An 18,346-nucleotide genomic window follows, 5' to 3' on the forward strand; every position below is an offset into this window, starting at 1 on the left:
TTGGGCGCAATGCGTTATATACCTTACCACTCCGCCCCGGAAAGGACGGAGAAGCCAGGAATACAACCATCACAACCACAAACAGACCAGTCGAGTGACGAATGGTCCCTGTTGCCCCCGTGTGCTACTAATGTGGCACCCTTCAACAGATATAGGTTGCGATCACAGGAGGGATCCGACCCCCTGAATATATCACTCCCGACACTGCGGGCACACCCCCTGATGAGACAAGGCGCACGGCATACCAGAGAACATCAATCACAGACCCTGCGCCTGATCTCGTCGGCCACAAACCCACAGACATCCGGGGCCGGAAGCATCGCATCAACAAGAACAAACCGACCGGGTTCGGCTTCGGCAAAGGACAGGTAATTCCTCTGGACCTGTTCAAGAACACATCCATTTTCAAAATGCTCCCGGTGCGTTTTCAGCCGGGTTTCTGCCTCATCCACCGGCAACACACAGAGAAACGTGAGATCCGGAGAAATGGTAAAGGGTTCATGGATCCTCCGCAACCAACCCACAGGATCAGGGAACAGACCATCGAGCGTCACCCCCTGATAGGCATAGCGCGAGTCGGAATATCGGTCCGAGATGACGATCCGCCCCGCCTCCAGCGCGGGGCGCACGACATGCGCCAGATGTGCGGCATGATCGGCAACGAAGAGAAGGCACTCGGTGATCGGATCGGTGTTCTCTGCAATCGAGCGGCGGACCGCCTCCCCGACCCAGGTGGCACCGGGTTCGCGCGTGATGAGCGGAGAGAGATCGGCAAGGGCGCGCTCCAGTCCGGCAACCAGCGTGCTCTTCCCGCTTCCATCAATTCCCTCGATCGTGATCAGCATGTCCGTCCCTCCCTGACCCATTCCAGAGGTATTGTGCCCCGGTGGACCCCCGTCGCCACGATGGCGCCGTCAAAGCCGGCACCCTCGAGCATATCCAGATGGCGCACACCTGCCACACCTCCACCCCAGAAGAGACGCCCAGAATAGGCGGACCTGAGGTCTTCAAGATCATCGGGCAGTCCACACCCGGTACCCACACCAGAAATATGGAGGAGAATACACCCGGCAAACGGGAGAGCATCGGCCTCCTCCAGGACATCTCGCGGCGTGCGCCCGGAGGGGATCACGCGCCCGTCCATGACATCTATAGAAAGGAAACAACCGCCATACCCGGCAAGATCGTCCCCTGCCGTCTCGGTCCCGATCACGTTCACCACATCGTCCAGCAGGTCAGCAGGTGAACGGCATCCCCGGTCCACATAACAACGTTCTGTTATGGCGGCAATCCGGCGGATCTGATCATCATGATCTCCGACACCCTCAATTCGATCGAGATCGGCGATGTAAATATTGCGGGGCCGCATCTCCTCGACATATGCAATCGGTTCTGCCGACCCGGCCAACCCCCAGTCGAGCGGAGCATAGGTTTCACGCTTTCCTTTCGCCCCGTGAACGACAAAACCGGATTTCAGGTCCATAGCAAGGATACATTCCATGGGATCAACGCAATCACTATTAGTATTCAGGATCATTAATTCCTATGCGATTATTGGTCAGCCCGAGCAGTATCGAAGAGGCCCGGTCCGCACTCGCAGCAGACATCATCGATGTGAAAAAGCCGTCCGAGGGATCCCTCGGGGCCAACTTCCCATGGGTGATACGCGCCATCAAGGAGCTTGCAGGAAAACCGGTCAGTGCTGCCATCGGAGATTTTGACTATAAACCCGGAGGAGCCGCTCTTGCTGCATATGGCGCGGCATGCTCCGGTGCTGACTATATTAAAGTCGGATTGATGTTCGATGGCAAGGAAAAGGCCTTTGAACTCTCACAGGCCGTTGTAAAAGCGGTCAAAGATGAATTCCCTGAAAAAATCGTTGTCATCGCTGCCTATTCAGACTATGAACGTCTTGGCACCATCTCCCCCTTCGAAGCCGCAGAAGCAGCTGCCGAGGCGGGTGCCGACGTGGCAATGATCGACACGGGCATGAAAGACGGGAAGAGCACTTTCTCCTTCATGGATACCGAAATGCTCGCTGCCTATACCGCCGAGAACAGGCGGCGCGGCCTTGACACCGCCCTTGCCGGATCGCTGACATTCGAAGATCTCAACGCCCTCAGATCAATCGATCCCGAGATCATCGGTGTCAGGGGCATGGTCTGCGGTGGCGATCGGAGTTGCACCATCAGGCCCGAACTGGTGGAAAAGGCAATGGCCATGATCAGGTGAGGGCGATGTTCACGGAAAAACTCACTATTCCGACAGCCCTCACCTTTGATGACGTCCTCCTCGTCCCCGCAGCCTCAACGGTCGAACCCAACGACGCCGATGTTCATACGATCTTCTCACGGCGCATCCCGCTCAATATCCCGATCGTCTCATCCGCCATGGACACCGTGACCGAAGGGGAGATGGCGATTGCCCTTGCCCGTCTCGGCGGTCTCGGCGTCATCCACCGCAACATGCACCCGGAGCGCGAGGTGGACGAGGTGGTCCGCGTCAAGCGTGCCGAGGATCTTATCGAGCGCGACGTGCTGAAGGTCGGGCCGGACGCCACCCTCGCCGAAGTCGAGGAGATGATGAACAAGTACGGTATCGGCGGCGTCCCGGTCATCGAGGATGACCGCCTCATCGGCATCGTGTCCAGACGGGATATCAGGGCAATCGTCCACCGCCGGGGAAAAGAACCGATCCGGACGATCATGACCCAGTCACCGATCACCGCCCGCGAGGACGTCACCGCCGAGGCGGCGCTCGAGACAATGTACGCCAACAAGGTCGAGCGTCTCCCGGTCACCAACGGCGACCAGCGCCTGCTCGGGATCATCACGATGCAGGACATCCTGGAGAAACGCTCCTATCCGCAGGCCAACCGCGATCAATCCGGGAGTCTGCGGGTTGCAGCCGCTGTCGGCCCCTTCGACTTCGATCGCGCCATGATGCTCGATGAGGCAGGTGTCGATGCCCTCGTGGTGGACTGCGCCCATGGCCACAACCTCAATGTGGTAAAGGCGGTCAGCGAGATCAAAGGGAGCGTCAGGGCGGATGTGGTGGCGGGCAACATCGCCACCGCCGCCGCCGCCACAGAGCTTTCGGATTATGTAGACGGCCTGAAGGTCGGTATCGGACCGGGTTCCATCTGCACAACACGCATTGTGGCAGGTGTCGGTGTCCCGCAGGTGACGGCGATCGCATCGGTCGCCGAGGTCGCCTCACCCCTCGGCATCCCCGTGATTGCCGATGGCGGCGTCCGCTACTCCGGAGATATTGCCAAGGCGATTGCAGCCGGCGCCACCTCGGTGATGATGGGAAGCCTCCTCGCCGGGACCGATGAGGCCCCCGGGCGCGTCATTGCCATCCAGGGACGGAAATACAAACAGTACCGCGGCATGGGCTCCCTGGGCGTGATGAGCGGCGGCGAGTCTTCGGACCGCTATTTCCAGAAGAAAGGGATCGGCAGGACAAAGTATGTCCCCGAAGGCGTTGAGGGAGCGATCCCGTACGTCGGAAACGTTGCAGATGTCGTCTATCAGCTCGTGGGCGGACTCAAGTCCTCAATGGGATATACCGGTTCGGCGACGGTCGATGACCTGCGCAAAAACGGACATTTCGTCCGCATAACTGCCGCAGGCATGGGCGAGTCGCACCCGCACAATATTCTCATCACCGACGAGGCGCCAAACTACCGGTTGATGGGCTGACACACAACTTTTTTATTCGATCATCACTAACGTCAGGTAAAGATGTTTGATAACGGCGAGACCTCACGCCTCCTTGACATCCTCGGCAACCGAAATCGCCGGCGAATCATCGAGCTTCTCAGGCAGAAACCCTGTTTTGTCACCGAGATCTCGGATAAACTGACGATCTCGCCCAAGGCGGTGATCGAGCACCTCCAGATGATGGAGCACGAGCGAATCCTCGCGTCCTTCCATGACGATCGCCGACGAAAATATTACTGTCTCACGCGGGAGATCAGGATTGATGTCCGGTTCGGCGAGGATGATGCCGCCCCACTGCCTTCCCCGGCGGTCACGCGGGAGACGCGGTATCTGGCCGCACTCTCCATGCTCTCGAGGATGATCAGGACGCGCGACTCGTTGATCGCTCGCCTTGAGGAGATCGAGCGGGAGATCGACACCAAGATGAACGACATCGTCCGCTATAGCCGGGAGATCCTCTCCGACGAATCAGAGATGGACCTGGTCCTCGCCCTTGCCCACTGCACCCTGACACGGCGCGACCTCGAGGAGGTCATGGGCATGGATGCCGGACCGGTGGAGCGGATGCTTGAGGATCTCATCAGGAAGGGAATCGTCGAACAGAACGGAAACCAGTATATGTTGCGTGGTCTCTATGCCGAACAGCCCCTTTGACGAGATAATCAGAAACTTTCTCCGGATCCTGGAAGAGTCCTTCGAAGGAGAGAACGAACCGCCCCGGATCATCGGATGCACCATCATCGCATCCGGCACGCCCACACCGGTGCAGCGGCAGATCGAGTACGAGATGACAGAATCCGATTCCTGTGTGTATATCACCGCCCGGGTGCCGTCCTGGCATGATGCTGCAGTACAGTTTGAACCGGATTCGGTCATCCTCTCAATTGGAGACAGAGAGGACGTGATCAGACTGGACTCACCGATCGACACCGAACAGAGTACGTTCACCCTGAACAGGGGTGTTCTTGACGCAGTGTGTGTGAAGGCCGCCTGATCACACAAAATGTTTATATATCAAGTCCCGGATCTGTTCTCCGGTGCGCCCGTGTGCACCGGGGGACGGTATGAAGACACTCATTCTCGCAGGGGGAAGCGGGACACGACTCTTTCCATTGAGCCGCTCGCATTTTCCGAAGCAATATCTCCAGTATTTCGACGGTGAATCGCTCTTTCAGAAGACCGTTCGACGCGCACTCCTCACATCAGATCCCGACGAGATTGCCGTTGTCACGAGCAATGCCCACCGATTTCTTGCAGCGGATCAGATGGCGGGCATCGGCATGAAGGGGCGGATTCTTGTCGAACCCACAGCGAAGAGCACCCTTCCGGCTGTTCTCTTTGGCGTCAATTCCCTGATGGATGGGGATGAGGATACAAGGGTCGCCGTCCTCCCGTCTGACCACCTCATCGAGGAGGGCGATGCGTATATCCATGCTCTGAAGAGAGCAGAACATCTCTCACAGGATCATCTCGTCGCCTTCGGGATTGTGCCGTCCTCACCGCATACCGGCTACGGCTACATCCAGCCGGCAGAAGAGGTTCCCGGCGGTTATCGTGTGGGGCGCTTCACCGAAAAACCGGATCAGGAAACAGCACAGCAGTTCATCGCCGACGGGTGTTTCTGGAATGCAGGCATGTTCCTCTTTTCGGCCCACCTTCTCTTCAGCGAGTGTCGGAGGTGCTCACCGGACGTCGCCGCCGCCTTCGAACGTCCGGTTGACGAGGCCTACCGGTTGACCCCGGCGATCTCGATCGATTATGGCCTGATGGAACGGACAGACCATGCGGCTGTTGTCCCATTGCCCTGCATGTGGAGCGATGTGGGAAGTTTCGATGCCCTGTCGACCGTGCTCCCCTCCGATTCAAACGGCAACACCGTCCATGGAGAATATCTCGGGATTGACGGGAAGAACAACCTCGTCTTCTCAAACCGCCTCGTGGCCACAATCGGCGTCTCGGAGATGGCGATCGTCGACACCAGAGACGTCCTCCTCGTCTGCCCGAAGGCCGAGGCGCAGAGGGTCGGGGAGGTGGTCAACACGCTGCGGGCAGAGGGCGACGGGCGCTGCGATCTTCACACCACCGTTTATAGGCCCTGGGGCTCGTATTCTGTCCTCGAAGAGGGGCCCTCCTTCTGCATCAAACGGATCACCGTCCTGCCCGGCCGCCGCCTCTCCCTCCAGCTCCACCACCACCGGAGCGAGCACTGGGTGGTGGTGCGGGGGACGGCACTGGTCTCGAACAATGGCGAAACCTCCTTTATCAGGCCCGGAGAGAGCACCTATGTTCCGGCCGGTGTGCGTCATCGCCTGGAAAACCCCGGCATTATCCCGCTGGAGGTGATCGAAGTTCAGAACGGAGAACATATCACCGAGGACGATATCGTCCGCTTTGAAGACGATTTCAGCCGGAAGGAGCCCGAAAGGAAACCGGTAGTCCTATCATCCTATGTCGCCCAGTAGAAGACAGATTCCAATGCGCTATATCGTCACCGGTGGGGCGGGCTTTATCGGCTCCCATATTGCAGAGGCGCTCTTTGCCGAGCACGAGGTGATCATCATCGACGACCTTTCGGCGGGACACCGGCAGAATCTCGACGGGATCCCCTGCGAATTCGTCGAGGGGAGTGTCACCGATCTGGACCTGTTACAGGAGGCGTTCAAAGGAGCGGATGGCGTCTTTCACCAGGCAGCGATCGCCTCGGTGCCCCGCTCGGTGGAGGAGCCCCTCACCACCCATGCCGCAAACCTGACCGGCACCCTGAATGTCCTTATCGCCGCACGTGACTGCGGCCTGAAAAAGGTGGTGATGGCATCAACGGCGGCGATCTATGGCGAGGACCCTGCCCTCCCAAAGACAGAGGAGATGCCGCCGCACCTCTGTTCCCCGTATGCGGCCCAGAAACTGGCTGGAGAGCACTATGCAAGCGTTTTTACACGGCTCTACGGCCTTTCCACCGTCTGCCTCCGCTACTTCAATGTCTTCGGGCCCAGACAGGATCCCTCATCCCAGTATTCGGGAGTGATCTCGATCTTTGCCGACCGGATCCTGCAGGGACAACCGATCACGATCTTCGGTGACGGTGGGCAGACCCGCGACTTTGTGTTTGTGAAGGATGTCGTGCAGGCAAACCTCATGGCGATGGAGTCAGGCGCCGGGGGCGTCTTCAATATCGCCAGGGGAGAACAGACCGACCTGAACACCCTCGCCGCCACGATGATGCGTGCCACCGGAGAGGAGGTCGAGGTGCGCTATGGACCGGTCAGGGCAGGAGACGTCCGCCACTCGCTGGCCGACGTGACAAAGGCAAAGGAGGTGCTCGGCTGGGAGGCACGGTGGGGAATCGAGGAGGGGTTGCGGGAAACGATGGCATGGGCGGCGGGCGACCGCTGACCGGTTCCTCACCGACTATTCCCGCACACGAGGATATTTATACCGACCCACAGAGATCTCCCTATTAGCATGACCGGACATTTTGAGCAGGGAAAATGGGTCGAGGAACCCCTCCCGGAGGAGCAGGAGGCACCGCAGACAGACCAGGAGGAGGCGGAGAGCCAGACGGCCGCACCCTCGGTTGACGAACTTGTCAGCGGGGCCTCGCAATCGGTGAAAAGGGCGATCAATGACGTTGTGGTCCTTGGAAAGCACCTCTTCGGGACGAAAGAAGGGCGCGATCACATCGAGAAGAAGGCGCGGGCTGCCGGCGCCGAACTGGAGAAGGCGATCAACGAGATCGCAGATTCGGCAAAAGAAACGATAAAAAAGAAATAACCCTTTTTTCCGATCAGATCACTCTTCGAGAATGTGTTGCGCCGCCTCGATCATCGAACGCGCCGCCTTCATCTTTGTCCGGGCAGTCCGGAAATCGCTATCTTCACAGGCCGCTTCGGCCTCCTGATAAAGGCGTTCGGCTCGTTCAAGGCGGTTCTGGACCTTTGAAACCGATTGGCCCTCGTCCTCACGGAGCTCGACCTCCTCCTGCAGGGCCAGAATGTCGCCGAATACATCTTCGAGATCGCTACGGACCTCTTCCTCCTCCTCGTCTCGTTCAGCGCGTTTCTGACGGCTCCGCTCCCTGAGCACTTCGCGAGCCTCCTCCTGCGCAGCCAGAATCTCCTGCAGTTCTCCCTCGACATCCCGTGCGCATGAGGCAAGGAGTGAGGCAAAGGCCGTCCGATCCTCACGCGACTCTTCCCATCCGTCATAGGCGCCGTAGGCGCCACCGGCCGCCGCTCCACCGAGTGCATCCCCGATGCGATCCCCGATCTCACCGCCATCGCGCCTGAGGATACCGCCAAGGATGCTCCCCACGCCCGCCCCGGCAATCGCTCCCATGACCCCCTTCCCGACCTCCTTACGTTCGCGCCCGACGATATAGGTGACCTTCACATTCTTCCCTGAAGGGGCAATCTCCAGTGTTCCCTGCTCTCCGGTATGGCGCACATCCATGACCGCCCGCTCCCCGTCACGTGTTTCATGGGTGATCTCCGTGCCCTCAAGAGAGAGGCGAGAGATCAGGCGTTCGAGAAAGTCGTCATAAACACCGGCTACTCCCTGAGCATAGAAAATGAACGACATAACACTCAGATCTGCCTTTTTCCGGCACAAGAGATATACCTGTCGTCCCGTCGGAAAAAAGGAGAACTGATGACTCCGATACAGGCTGATTTCCATCAAATTTCCAGTTAAACATCGCGCCAGTGCCGGAGAACTTTCACATTCTTTACATACTCATCTGATCAAGATATCGGGATATGGTTGCCTCCCATGACCACCCCTTCGCAAATCCCGGTCCTGCCGGGTTGATGGTGCTCGCCTTCTATCTCTGCTGCCTCTGGCCGATCGCCACCCATCAGGCCCCCCACGACCTTGCTGTCGTGCTCGTCCCCCTGGGAATGGCAGGCGGCATCATTCAGCTCGTTGCCGGGATCATCGAACTGAGGAATGGCCAGATCATGACAGGGAACATCCTGCTCGCCTTCTCCACCTTCATGTTCCTGGGAATGGGCGAAAACCTCCTCAAGGCACTCGAGATCATGCCCGCAAATACAATGGCCGTAGACGGGTGGATCTTCCTGCTCATGGGAATCCTGATGTGCGGGTTCACGATCGGACATCTCCCCGGTCCCCTCGCCCCCTTCCTCTTCATGATCGCCACCGATCTCTTCTTCGTTCCGGCAGGACTCTATTTCCTCACCGGCTATGATATCCTCTGGACGGTCGCCGGATGGGATCTGCCCTTTGTCGTCATCGCCATCGTCTGGGTGGTGCTCGGAACCGTCCTGAACAGCGTGTATGGGAGGACGGTCCTCCCTCTCGGCCCCTCATTGATCCGGAAAGAAGTGCCTCAAAAATAATCAAAAAGAGATAAAATCCCGAATCGCCCTTTTTTGCGAGAACCTCCCCCTCACAGCGAAACGCCGATGAGATGGAGAAGAACCACGATGACGACGCCGATGATCCCACCGAGAGCGCTGATCAGGATGGTGATGAGATCGATCGGCACATCGGGCTTCCCGAGCAGATGCATGATCCCGAGGGCGTTGATCAGGAACAGGATCACCACACCGACCACGGCGTTGATGACCAGATAGACCGCCTTCTTGAGAAAATGGTAGATCAGCACGGCAACCAGGATGGCGATGACGATCCCGAGGAGTGATCCGAACATACTCGTAGTGTCTGATGGATGCACATTAGCCTGTCGGTCGACCGCCTCCCACCATCCTCAGGAGATGCCATACGCCCGCGCTGAGGAGGGCGGACCAGAGGGGGGCGATGGCGAACACCCCGAGAGGCGCCGCCCCGATGGCGCCAAGGAGGGCAAGGGCCTGTGCGCTGCGAACTCTCCTGGAGTCGAGGGATGAGAACCCGGTGTCGTCCAGAGAGTGCAGGTGGCGTGAAGCCGATATCACCGGTATGAAGAGGACCGTGCCGGTGAGGACCAGGAGCATTTCCGGGAATGTAAGGGAGGAAATCACCGCATATCGTCCTGCACAGAGGGCAGCGACCGCGGCCATCAGGGCAATGGCGGCAGGGAGCAGTCGTCCTGCTGCCGGTCGGTTCAGCCTGCCGTCAAGGAGGAGGGCAGCGGCGGCAAGCGGTCCGGCGAGAACCATCCCCACCCACTGCGGCCAGAACGTGAAGAAAACAAGGACTCCGCAATCCGCAGTCGTGGCAGTATGCCCTGAGGTCCGGTTGAGGATCCTGAGCAGGAGGAGAAACCAGACGAGCATGATCACGTCGGGAACCGGGAGTCTCAGCATGCAGGCGGCCGTACCCACACCAGAAAGGAGGGCGGATGGAGCGTGATCCGGGTCTGCCTCCCGGCAGAGGGCCCATGCAAGAAACACCGACAGCGATCTGCCGAACGCCTGCACCACGACCTCCACCGGTCCGGCGCCGCCGAGCGCCGCCCCGATCCCCGTCGCCAAGAGTACACAGCCCGAGAGAACAATGATCGCCAGGTTTGGGGGGACGGTGGGATCGAGAGAACGGGCGATACCACTGCGGCGGAGCATGGGGAGAGAGGGATCGATAGGGAAAAATGGTTTTGCCCGGACCTATCCGGCACTGGCACAGATTCGGCCGATATAGAGCCTCGCCCAGCCATAGGCAACAATTCCACCCAGAATATCACCGGCGACGATCCCCCACCAGACACCGATCTCGTTCATGCCGAGCGGTATGGCAAACACCCAAGCACAGATGGCGATGAAGACGAGCTGCCGCAGCAGGTTGAGGAACAGGGATGTCATGCCCTTCCCGGTCCCCTGAAACACCGAACCCGAGATCAGCCCCGGCGGGACGAAGGGGTAGAAGAGGCACATGATCCGGAGAAATATGACGATGGACGGGGCAAGATGCGCACTCTCCTCAGAGTAGGAGAAGAGGAGTGAGATCGCCGGGGCCAGCACCCAGGTGAGGGCGGAGGTGACGATCCCGATCACGATGCCGATGCCGACCCCGAAACGGTGGGCGATACGGATCTTATCGAACTGCCTGGCCCCATAGGCGGCGCCGGAGACCGAGACCACGGAGGTGCCGATGGCAATGAAGGGGATGATCGCAAAGGTGACGACACGCCATCCGGCAGCATACACGGCCACGGCATTGGTGCCCGAGACCAGGACCAGGATGCCGTTGAGGATAATCACCAGCACCGACATCAGCGCGAACTCCAGGCTTGCCGGAATGCCGACCCTGAAGATATCAGCGATGATCGAGCGGTCCAGAGAGAACCGGGAGAATGAAAGGCGTACATAGGTGTCGGCCCGCACCAGGAACCAGTAGAGGATGAGGACCGAGACGGCGGCGATGGAGATCACTGTTGCCCATGCAGCCCCTGCAATTCCCCATCCGGCCCAGTAGATGAGAATGGGATCAAGGACGATGTTCAGGACCGATGAGGCCGCCATCGCATACATCGTCCGTTTGGTGTCGCCTTCCCCCCTGAGGACAGCGTATGCGAGGTTGGTGAAAATGACGAATATGGTGCCCCCGAAGATGATCTGTCCGTAGACCGTGGCCGGCGGTGCTGCCGGTCCGGCACCGAGCAGGGTGACGATGGGGCCGGCCAGCAGCACAAGCGGGACGGTCAGGACCGCAGAAACGGCGATCGAGAGTACAATGGCATGTGTTGCCACCCTGTCCGCTCCGGATTTATCACCGGCACCGATTCTGCGGGCAATCGCCGAGGTGACTCCCGCACCGAGGCCGATCCCAAGACCGATCAGCACCATGAAGACCGGGCCGACAAATCCCACTGCGGCGAGCGCCTCGTAACCAAGACCCGCAACCCAGATGGCGTCGGCCAGGTTATAGGCCGAGAGAAGGAGCATCGCCACGACCATGGGGCCGGAAAGACGGATGATGGCGCGTCGCGGATCCCCGGTGAGGAGTTCAACGCCCTCTGTTCTTTTTTGCATCTATGAACCTGTATACCCTGATTCGGCGACCGACACAATATGGTGTCCCCATTCTTCAATGATAGTCGGAAGCAATTATCCAGCGAGGGAATCGCCGCCAACCGCTACAATGATGAGGAAATACGTAGGACACAGGGGTTTATAAATCCGGCCGGTCCCCTCGCAGATTGGACGATAAGGTATATGAAGGGGGCGATCATATTGCCCACCATCCGGGGAGGACAACATGGCAAAAGTAACACGAAAGATGGTGGAAGATGCCGGTGTCGACGTCGATCACCTCATCGACCTTCTGGTGAAGAATGCAGCCGCAGAACTGACCACGTATTATTACTACACGATCCTGCGGGCGAACCTCACAGGCCTCGACGGCGAGACGGTGAAGGAGATCGCAGAAACGGCGCGTGTCGAAGATAGGAACCACTTCGAGGCGCTGGTGCCGCGTATCTACGAACTCGGGGGGAGTCTCCCTGAGAGCATGGTGGACTTCCACAATGTCTCGGGTTGCCCACCGGCCAGCCTGCCGGCAGATCCGTCGGACACCATGGCAATGCTGACGGTGCTTGTCGAGGCGGAACGCTGTGCCGTCCGACAGTATACACATATCTGCAACCTGACTGCAGGCAAGGACCACCGGACCTATGATCTTGCCCTTTCAATCCTCAATGAAGAGATCGAGCATGAATCATGGTTTTCCGAGTTCCTTGGCGAGGGGCCGTCCGGCCACTTTCTGCGTCGCGGGGAGACCTCACCCTTCGTCTCAAAATTCCTCAGGTAGGCGGGGGGAGGGGAGCGATTCGCTCCCCCGTTTTGAGGTGTCCGATAGAGGAGGGCATCAGCTGCGGGTTCTGTGATGATAGAAAACATACAATCCTTTGATCCTGTGGTGCAGGCGCTATTTGCAGGATTGTTCACCTGGGGGATGACTGCGCTCGGCGCAGCGGCCGTCTTCATCATGCATGGCGTTGATCGGAAGGTTCTCGACGCGATGCTCGGGTTTGCCGCCGGAGTGATGATCGCCGCCAGTTTCTGGTCCCTGCTCCTGCCGGCGATCGAGATGTCGGCTGATAGCGGACTGCCGCAGTGGATACCGGCGGCGGCAGGATTTCTGGCAGGCGGACTCTTTCTCAGGGGGATCGATCTCCTCCTGCCGCACCTCCACTTCGGGCGGCCCATGGAGGAGGCCGAGGGGCCGGAGACCACCTGGCACCGTACCACCCTCCTTGTGCTTGCGATCACCATCCACAATATACCGGAGGGGCTTGCAGTGGGGGTGGCATTCGGGGCGCTCGCGGCCGGACACCAGACTGCAACTCTCACCGCCGCCATTGCACTCGCCTTCGGCATCGGCATCCAGAATTTTCCCGAGGGGATGGCGGTCTCCTTGCCCCTCAGGCGAGAGGGGTTCTCCCGCCTGCGGAGTTTCTGGTATGGACAGATCTCCGGTGCCGTCGAACCGGTCGCCGCCATCATCGGGGCGCTGACCGTGATCATTGCAACTCCCATCCTCCCCTACGCACTCGCCTTTGCCGCCGGCGCAATGATCTTTGTGGTGGTCGAGGATGTGGTGCCCGAGTGCCACATGAACGGCAATGCCGACATCGCCACGATGGGCACGCTGATCGGGTTTGTGGTGATGATGATACTGGACGTGGCCCTCGGATGACGCACCGATCCCATTATCATCATCACCCTCCCATATGCCGGCGGAGGTGAAGATTCTTTGACCAATGGTGTCGGGAGAGGAGGAGGAGGGAGGCGTGGACAGCCCCCTGAGGCATGCGTATGTCCGTCCTGCGGCTATGAAGGGGAGAAAACCCGCGGCGTGCCGTGCAGGCAGATGAAGTGCCCGAAATGCGGTGCATCCCTGATCGGGAAGTAAAAAGAGAAAGAAAGGTCTAGGAGTATCTGCTCAGGATCTCCTCATACACACTTATTTGAGAACCGTTGTCCTTCTGTTTCAGTGAGTCCAGCCCCTGCTGGAATGCGTCTACAAGATCATCAGGGGTGTTCCGGTTGAAGGCATAATAGAGGTCGTATGCGTCCAGAGTATAGACCGGAACAAGGGCATCCGGCGAACCCAGCGTCTTTTCGGCGAAATATTCCCCTGCATCCTCGCCATAACACCAGAGATCAATCGTGCCCTCCTGCAGACCCTCGATGATCACCGCCGGGTCGGGATCGGACAGCAGGTTTTGCTGCGGCACACCGATCTCTTTCAGCTGTCCGATTGCGGCGTCATTCGGGACCACGCCGATGGTGTAGTTCTTCAGATCCGCAGGACCGGCGACCGTGATGCTGGATGGGCGAACGGCGAACAGCACCTTCTTTTCCCGGGCGATCGGACCGACCCACTTGAAGTCGTCTTCGCGCTCGGGGAGGCGTACCGTGGAGAATACGACAGTGTCAGGGATCGAAAGGGCGGCGTTGTAGGCATCCTCCCAACTCATCACGCGGAACTGGTCTGGCGAAATTGTCGTGCCGGCATCAGCGGCGATCGCCTGGAGGATATCAACTGCGATGCCGGTGACGACTCTCCCCTCCTGATAATTGTAGGGAGGATATTCTTCGGTCACAAATGTCAGCGAAGAGAAAGACAGACTCCGGTCTGATCCGGTGCATCCGGCAGAAAGGAGTAGTGCAACGCAGAAAATCCCGCAGGATAGCGCCAGTCTTGAGTTCATTGACTGGAATTTATCCTTTCAGGATTTATCCGTTCCTATTTCCATCTCATAGACATCTAATTTAGAGAATTAAAAGCATATTTCGGGGATATTTCCCCATGAGAATGATGATTTCACCTATCTGGTGACAGGAGAGAGAATCATCTACCATAACCGGATTTCCGCCACCTCTCATTCCCTGATGGTTGTCAAATTGGCACTCTGTCCGTGCAGTCCCGAAAGATCATCGATTGGAGCGGAGGCAAACCGGACTTCGATGACAGACGTTCCATGACCAGGCACGAATATTTTTATTCTCCATGCTCCATGTGACAGGTGCCGGGAAGAGTCTGAAAACCTCCACCGTGGAGGATATTATCGGTGGGAAATCGGTTCCGGGCGGTTTCCGGCATGGGGGGGATGGAACGAAATGGCGCGATGGCACCATGATCGCGGACTGCAGTGGCGAATGGGAGTGACGCTGATCCTCCTGATGTTCGTATACCTTGTTTTTATCACGGTGCTGGCGTACATCGGCGTTGAAACCCTTTTTCTTCTGGCGATCGTGGCCGTCATGCTGTTTTTCCAGTATTATTTCTCGGACCGGATGGTGCTCTGGTCGATGGGCGCCAGGGTGGTCACCGAAGAGGAGGAACCACGCCTCTACCAGGTCATAACTCGTCTGTGTGCAGTTGCGGGGATGACCAGACCCAGGATTGCAATTGTGAATACAACTGTTCCGAACGCCTTTGCAACCGGAAGAAATCCCAGAAATGCCGTCGTGGCGGTGACCACCGGCCTTGTCAACAGGCTTGAACCGGAGGAGCTCGAGGCGGTGATCGCCCATGAACTCAGCCATGTGAAGAACCGCGATGTGATGGTCATCACCCTCGCCAGTTTTCTCTCGACGGCGGCATTTTTTATCTTCAGAAACTGGTTCTTTTTCGGCGCTTCACCGCGATCAGACAGAAATTCCTATCTCTGGTGGATTCTCCCTCTGGTCGCACTGGCGGTCTGGATCACAAGTTACCTGCTGATCCAGGCCCTTTCGCGTTACCGGGAGTTCTCCGCAGACCGGGGTTCGGCGGTCATCACCGGGCATCCGTCCCATCTGGCATCAGCCCTCATGAAGATCAGCGGACAGATGGAGCGTCTCCCGACCGAAGATCTCAGAAAGGTCGAGGGGATGAATGCATTTTTCATCATTCCTGCGGTGTCTGGATCCACGATCTTTCACCTGTTTGCCACACACCCGCCAGTAGAACAGCGCATTGCAGCACTCGAACAGATCGAACGGGAGATGGGAGGATAATGGGACTGAAAGATGCCCTGAACGCACTTTTTGGCAGGACCACCCTGCCACGGGCAGACCTCGACAGCCTGTTTGCCGTCTCCACGGCCGCTGTCACGATGCAGACCTCGCTCGGTCTGAAACCGTCCGGCAGGGCCGGGATCTGTTTCAAACCCATCGAATCCTCACGGCACGATGCCGCCGTCTCTGAGATCGAAGACCTGCTCGGATTCGCCTCGGCGGAGACGGGAAGCGAATACCGGATCGAGACCGACGAATATGGATTTATCTGGGTGGTCCTGGAGGATCCGGATTTCGATGACCTGATCACAGGAGTCCACCTTGTTGCGCAGACCCTGATCGAGCACGCCTTTGGCACCTACCTGCTCTGTGCAGTCTACCGGTTTGAGAACAGCAAACCGGTGTACTGGATCTATTCCTTTAAAGCAGGGCGATATTATCCGTTTGTTCCTGAAGGCCAGATGAAAAGGGATAACGGATACGAATTCAGGCTTCGTTCGCTGCTGGAACGGGAGCTGCCGCTTGAAAAAGACGTTGAAAAATGGTATCCCCTCTGGGGACTCCCCCTATAGTCCCGTCAGGAGGGAAAACCGCTCATCCTTCAAAGATTCCCGTGCCGCTGAACACCTCTCTTGCCTCGTTCAGGGTCATATCCGCCGGAGGCACGATGATGTCGGACTCGATCAGCTCCCTGTCGTCAACCACCTGCCCGTGCTGCTTTATCGTATCGATGAGGGCTGCAAGGTTTGCCTGATACTCCTGTTCGTCCCCATTCTGGACAAATTCAACGATTTTATTGTCGATCACGTTGAGTGAATCGACAAGGGCACTGTCCACATGGTACTGCCCATCGCCGATGATCCTGATGATCATTTTCCTTCCTCCGCCTTGATTCTGCTGAGTTCGGATTCGATGCTGCTCTCCGCACCGATTGCCGCAAGTTCCCGCTCGATCTCATCCGGTCCACCCGTAAAGTCGGTGAGTGTTCCCTGCTCGATCAGTTCGTCCAGTGCGGCGGAGCGTGCCTTCATATCCTCGGTCTTGTTCTCAGCGCGTTCAATCGCCAGCCCGACGTCGGCCATCTCCTCACTGATGCCGGAGACCGACTCACTGATCCGGACCTGCGCCTCGGCGGCGGAATACTGCGCCTTGATCGTCTCCTTCCGCGTTCTGAACACCTCGACCTTCGTGGAGAGACGCTTCTCTGCGGCGACCAGTTTTTCCTGCTCCTTTTCCAGCCCGGCAATTTCCTGGTCCAGACCAGTGATCTGGGAGGTAATTGCGGATTTTCGCTCAAGGGCAAGTCGTGCCAGATCCTCACGGTCGGCCCGGATCGCATCGCGGGCCTGACCATCCAGTTTTTCGCTGTTCTGGAGCAATTTTGCCCGCTGTAATTGCAGCCGCTTTTTTGAAGTCGCAACTTCCGCCACGCCGCGCTTGACGTTCTGAAGCAATTCAAGCTGCTTTTCATAGGAATAATCGAGAGTTTCCCGGGGATCCTCCATCTTATCGATAATTTTGCTCATTTTTGCCCGAATCACGGTTTCCATACGGTTTAAAAGCCCCATATTCCCCCCCTGCATTTCCGTTCCAGAGAAACGCTGTTACCTGCCATACGGAGCGAGAGATATCATATAGTTTTGCCTGGCGGGAGGAGGGCATGAATGCCACCGGAGGAAGGGAGAAGGGATGCAGAGAAGGATCGGGAATGTCCTCTCAACGCCTGAAGACAATTGTAGAGAAGAAATGAACAAAACAAAGGATAGAATGCTGCTATGGAGTATGGTGCCCCAAAATCAAAATCCAACTCTTAAAATACCATTATTCCCGCAATTGTTCGATGTTACGATACTGATCCACAAACGGATCATCCCTTCATCATAGATCATCAAATATATGCGTTCCGATCAGGCGGCCTCCACCGATCATATCACGATGGCCATGGTGTAATCACCCCTGTTGTTGGAGACGGCCCGCCGTGTTTGCTCGCATCGGCTCGCGGCACACCGCAGCCCTCCTTCGGGTCGTGTTCTGCTGCACCGGACGCCCCCGCCGGCGTCGCTCCTGCTCCTTGTCGGCGGCTGTACCTCTTCCTCGCTCCACACCGTGCCGCCGGCACCGTGCTCCGCTCGGCCCGACGGTCCCCCTTCGGGCGACGTCGGCATCCCCCGCCCGCTCCCTGCCGGTCGCTCCTCCCCTCCGGGGCAGTCCGCTGCGATAGGGATCCTGGACCGGAGAGGGATCACTCCTCCTCGACCGGATCGAGCAGAATAATTTTCACCCGCTTACCGATCCACGAAGGGGGCACCATCACATGGCCGCTGTTCCCGGTCTTGGTGACGGTCTTCTCCCGCACCTCATAGCCGCTGATGGTCACTTCGATTTTATCCATCATATTTTGTTTGAACTTTGTATTGTTAATACTTCACTAAAAAATATACTTTGTTTATACATTGTAAAAACATTTAAATAATATTGGTGCCTATAATAGCATAGGGAGCGGCAGACCGTTCCCGGAGGTATCGAAGATGGGATTCCAAAAAATCGGCCGGATAGGTCTTTTCGAGGGGCGGATGATCTGCGTCCTCGATGGTCTCGGCGGGTTCTTTTTTGATGAGCATGCGCTCCAGTCCATGCGGGACGGGCGCACCATCGGCACGGTCGGACGATCACGCAGCGGGCGGGCGGTGAACATGCACCTGAACGGGCGGCTGTTCA

At 58.0% G+C, this 18,346-nt stretch carries 24 protein-coding genes; 13 read left to right on the forward strand and 11 right to left on the reverse strand.

What is annotated here, in order from left to right; genetic code table 11:
• Positions 1 to 254 precede the first annotated feature (254 nt).
• Positions 255 to 845, reverse strand: coding sequence for a dTMP kinase (gene tmk / locus CUJ86_RS11395; RefSeq protein ID WP_130647707.1), 591 nt, complete (start codon positions 843 to 845; stop codon positions 255 to 257).
• Positions 839 to 1,483 (reverse strand): HisA/HisF-related TIM barrel protein, encoded by a 645-nt coding sequence (locus CUJ86_RS11400; RefSeq protein ID WP_235855674.1) that lies wholly within the window; start codon positions 1,481 to 1,483, stop codon positions 839 to 841. Before CUJ86_RS11400 ends, tmk begins: the two co-directional genes overlap by 7 nt.
• A 62-nt stretch (positions 1,484 to 1,545) precedes the next feature.
• Here CUJ86_RS11400 and CUJ86_RS11405 point away from each other — a divergent pair, with 62 nt between their 5' ends.
• From CUJ86_RS11405 to CUJ86_RS11435, 7 genes are all read left to right on the forward strand, one after another.
• Positions 1,546 to 2,232 carry a (5-formylfuran-3-yl)methyl phosphate synthase gene (locus tag CUJ86_RS11405; protein WP_130647709.1) on the forward strand — a complete coding sequence of 229 codons (687 nt, stop codon included), beginning with the start codon at positions 1,546 to 1,548 and terminating at the stop codon, positions 2,230 to 2,232.
• 5 nt (positions 2,233 to 2,237) lie between these two features.
• Positions 2,238 to 3,704 carry an IMP dehydrogenase gene (gene guaB, locus CUJ86_RS11410; protein WP_130647710.1) on the forward strand — a complete coding sequence of 489 codons (1,467 nt, stop codon included), beginning with the start codon at positions 2,238 to 2,240 and terminating at the stop codon, positions 3,702 to 3,704.
• A 42-nt stretch (positions 3,705 to 3,746) separates the two neighbouring features.
• Positions 3,747 to 4,379 (forward strand): ArsR/SmtB family transcription factor, encoded by a 633-nt coding sequence (locus CUJ86_RS11415; protein WP_130647711.1) that lies wholly within the window; start codon positions 3,747 to 3,749, stop codon positions 4,377 to 4,379.
• Positions 4,360 to 4,719, forward strand: a complete 360-nt coding sequence (locus CUJ86_RS11420; RefSeq protein ID WP_165394902.1) for a CS domain-containing protein — start codon at positions 4,360 to 4,362, stop codon at positions 4,717 to 4,719. Before CUJ86_RS11415 ends, CUJ86_RS11420 begins: the two co-directional genes overlap by 20 nt.
• A gap of 70 nt (positions 4,720 to 4,789) precedes the next feature.
• Complete coding sequence (locus tag CUJ86_RS11425; RefSeq protein ID WP_130647713.1) at positions 4,790 to 6,187, forward strand: mannose-1-phosphate guanylyltransferase/mannose-6-phosphate isomerase; 1,398 nt, start codon at positions 4,790 to 4,792, stop codon at positions 6,185 to 6,187.
• Between the two features lie 13 nt (positions 6,188 to 6,200).
• Entirely contained in the window at positions 6,201 to 7,118 is a 918-nt protein-coding gene (locus CUJ86_RS11430) for an SDR family oxidoreductase (RefSeq protein WP_130647714.1), read from the forward strand.
• A gap of 69 nt (positions 7,119 to 7,187) precedes the next feature.
• Positions 7,188 to 7,496 carry a hypothetical protein gene (locus CUJ86_RS11435; protein ID WP_130647715.1) on the forward strand — a complete coding sequence of 103 codons (309 nt, stop codon included), beginning with the start codon at positions 7,188 to 7,190 and terminating at the stop codon, positions 7,494 to 7,496.
• A gap of 18 nt (positions 7,497 to 7,514) precedes the next feature.
• Here CUJ86_RS11435 and CUJ86_RS11440 read toward each other — a convergent pair whose 3' ends face one another.
• Positions 7,515 to 8,303: a hypothetical protein gene (locus CUJ86_RS11440; protein WP_130647716.1), complete on the reverse strand. Its 789-nt coding sequence runs from the start codon at positions 8,301 to 8,303 to the stop codon at positions 7,515 to 7,517.
• Between the two features lie 176 nt (positions 8,304 to 8,479).
• Between CUJ86_RS11440 and CUJ86_RS11445 the strand changes: the two genes are divergently transcribed.
• Positions 8,480 to 9,082 (forward strand): acetate uptake transporter family protein, encoded by a 603-nt coding sequence (locus tag CUJ86_RS11445; RefSeq protein WP_130647717.1) that lies wholly within the window; start codon positions 8,480 to 8,482, stop codon positions 9,080 to 9,082.
• A gap of 50 nt (positions 9,083 to 9,132) precedes the next feature.
• Here CUJ86_RS11445 and CUJ86_RS11450 read toward each other — a convergent pair whose 3' ends face one another.
• The 3 genes from CUJ86_RS11450 to CUJ86_RS11460 are packed head-to-tail and all read right to left on the reverse strand — an operon-like array spanning position 9,133 to position 11,653.
• Positions 9,133 to 9,396, reverse strand: a complete 264-nt coding sequence (locus tag CUJ86_RS11450; RefSeq protein WP_130647718.1) for a pro-sigmaK processing inhibitor BofA family protein — start codon at positions 9,394 to 9,396, stop codon at positions 9,133 to 9,135.
• A 25-nt stretch (positions 9,397 to 9,421) separates the two neighbouring features.
• The gene (locus CUJ86_RS11455; protein WP_130647719.1) at positions 9,422 to 10,246 is read right to left on the reverse strand and encodes a hypothetical protein; all 825 of its coding nucleotides are present in this window, start codon (positions 10,244 to 10,246) and stop codon (positions 9,422 to 9,424) included.
• 42 nt (positions 10,247 to 10,288) lie between these two features.
• A complete protein-coding gene (locus CUJ86_RS11460) occupies positions 10,289 to 11,653 on the reverse strand; it encodes an MATE family efflux transporter (protein ID WP_130647720.1) in 1,365 nt (454 codons plus the stop codon).
• A gap of 226 nt (positions 11,654 to 11,879) precedes the next feature.
• On the opposite strand from CUJ86_RS11460, the gene dps reads away from it, so the two are divergent.
• Entirely contained in the window at positions 11,880 to 12,431 is a 552-nt protein-coding gene (gene dps / locus CUJ86_RS11465; protein ID WP_130647721.1) for a DNA protection during starvation protein, read from the forward strand.
• Positions 12,432 to 12,575: 144 nt separating this feature from the next.
• Positions 12,576 to 13,319: a ZIP family metal transporter gene (locus CUJ86_RS11470; RefSeq protein ID WP_235855675.1), complete on the forward strand. Its 744-nt coding sequence runs from the start codon at positions 12,576 to 12,578 to the stop codon at positions 13,317 to 13,319.
• A gap of 232 nt (positions 13,320 to 13,551) precedes the next feature.
• Here the strand turns inward: CUJ86_RS11470 and CUJ86_RS11475 are convergent, their stop codons facing one another.
• On the reverse strand, positions 13,552 to 14,229 hold the full coding sequence (locus CUJ86_RS11475; RefSeq protein WP_165394903.1) for a substrate-binding periplasmic protein: 678 nt from the start codon (positions 14,227 to 14,229) through the stop codon (positions 13,552 to 13,554).
• A 517-nt stretch (positions 14,230 to 14,746) separates the two neighbouring features.
• Here CUJ86_RS11475 and htpX point away from each other — a divergent pair.
• Together htpX and pspAB are read left to right on the forward strand one after the other, a co-directional pair.
• Positions 14,747 to 15,628 (forward strand): zinc metalloprotease HtpX, encoded by an 882-nt coding sequence (htpX, locus tag CUJ86_RS11480; protein ID WP_130647724.1) that lies wholly within the window; start codon positions 14,747 to 14,749, stop codon positions 15,626 to 15,628.
• Positions 15,628 to 16,200, forward strand: a complete 573-nt coding sequence (gene pspAB, locus CUJ86_RS11485) for a PspA-associated protein PspAB (protein ID WP_130647725.1) — start codon at positions 15,628 to 15,630, stop codon at positions 16,198 to 16,200. The genes htpX and pspAB overlap by 1 nt, the downstream gene beginning before the upstream one ends.
• A 22-nt stretch (positions 16,201 to 16,222) precedes the next feature.
• Here the strand turns inward: pspAB and pspAA are convergent, their stop codons facing one another.
• The 4 genes from pspAA to CUJ86_RS11505 form a co-directional block, all read right to left on the reverse strand.
• Entirely contained in the window at positions 16,223 to 16,501 is a 279-nt protein-coding gene (gene pspAA, locus CUJ86_RS11490; RefSeq protein WP_130647726.1) for a PspA-associated protein PspAA, read from the reverse strand.
• Positions 16,498 to 17,154 carry a PspA/IM30 family protein gene (locus CUJ86_RS11495; RefSeq protein ID WP_207231421.1) on the reverse strand — a complete coding sequence of 219 codons (657 nt, stop codon included), beginning with the start codon at positions 17,152 to 17,154 and terminating at the stop codon, positions 16,498 to 16,500. The genes pspAA and CUJ86_RS11495 overlap by 4 nt, the downstream gene beginning before the upstream one ends.
• A 399-nt stretch (positions 17,155 to 17,553) precedes the next feature.
• Positions 17,554 to 17,874, reverse strand: a complete 321-nt coding sequence (locus CUJ86_RS11500; RefSeq protein WP_130647728.1) for a hypothetical protein — start codon at positions 17,872 to 17,874, stop codon at positions 17,554 to 17,556.
• A complete protein-coding gene (locus tag CUJ86_RS11505; RefSeq protein WP_207231422.1) occupies positions 17,871 to 18,023 on the reverse strand; it encodes a DUF2080 family transposase-associated protein in 153 nt (50 codons plus the stop codon). The genes CUJ86_RS11500 and CUJ86_RS11505 overlap by 4 nt, the downstream gene beginning before the upstream one ends.
• 133 nt (positions 18,024 to 18,156) lie before the next feature.
• Between CUJ86_RS11505 and CUJ86_RS11510 the strand changes: the two genes are divergently transcribed.
• On the forward strand, positions 18,157 to 18,346 hold a 190-nt coding region (locus tag CUJ86_RS11510), incomplete at its 3' end, for a hypothetical protein (RefSeq protein WP_130647729.1).

The sequence above is a fragment of the Methanofollis fontis genome (genome assembly GCF_004297185.1).
Classification (GTDB): domain Archaea; phylum Halobacteriota; class Methanomicrobia; order Methanomicrobiales; family Methanofollaceae; genus Methanofollis; species Methanofollis fontis.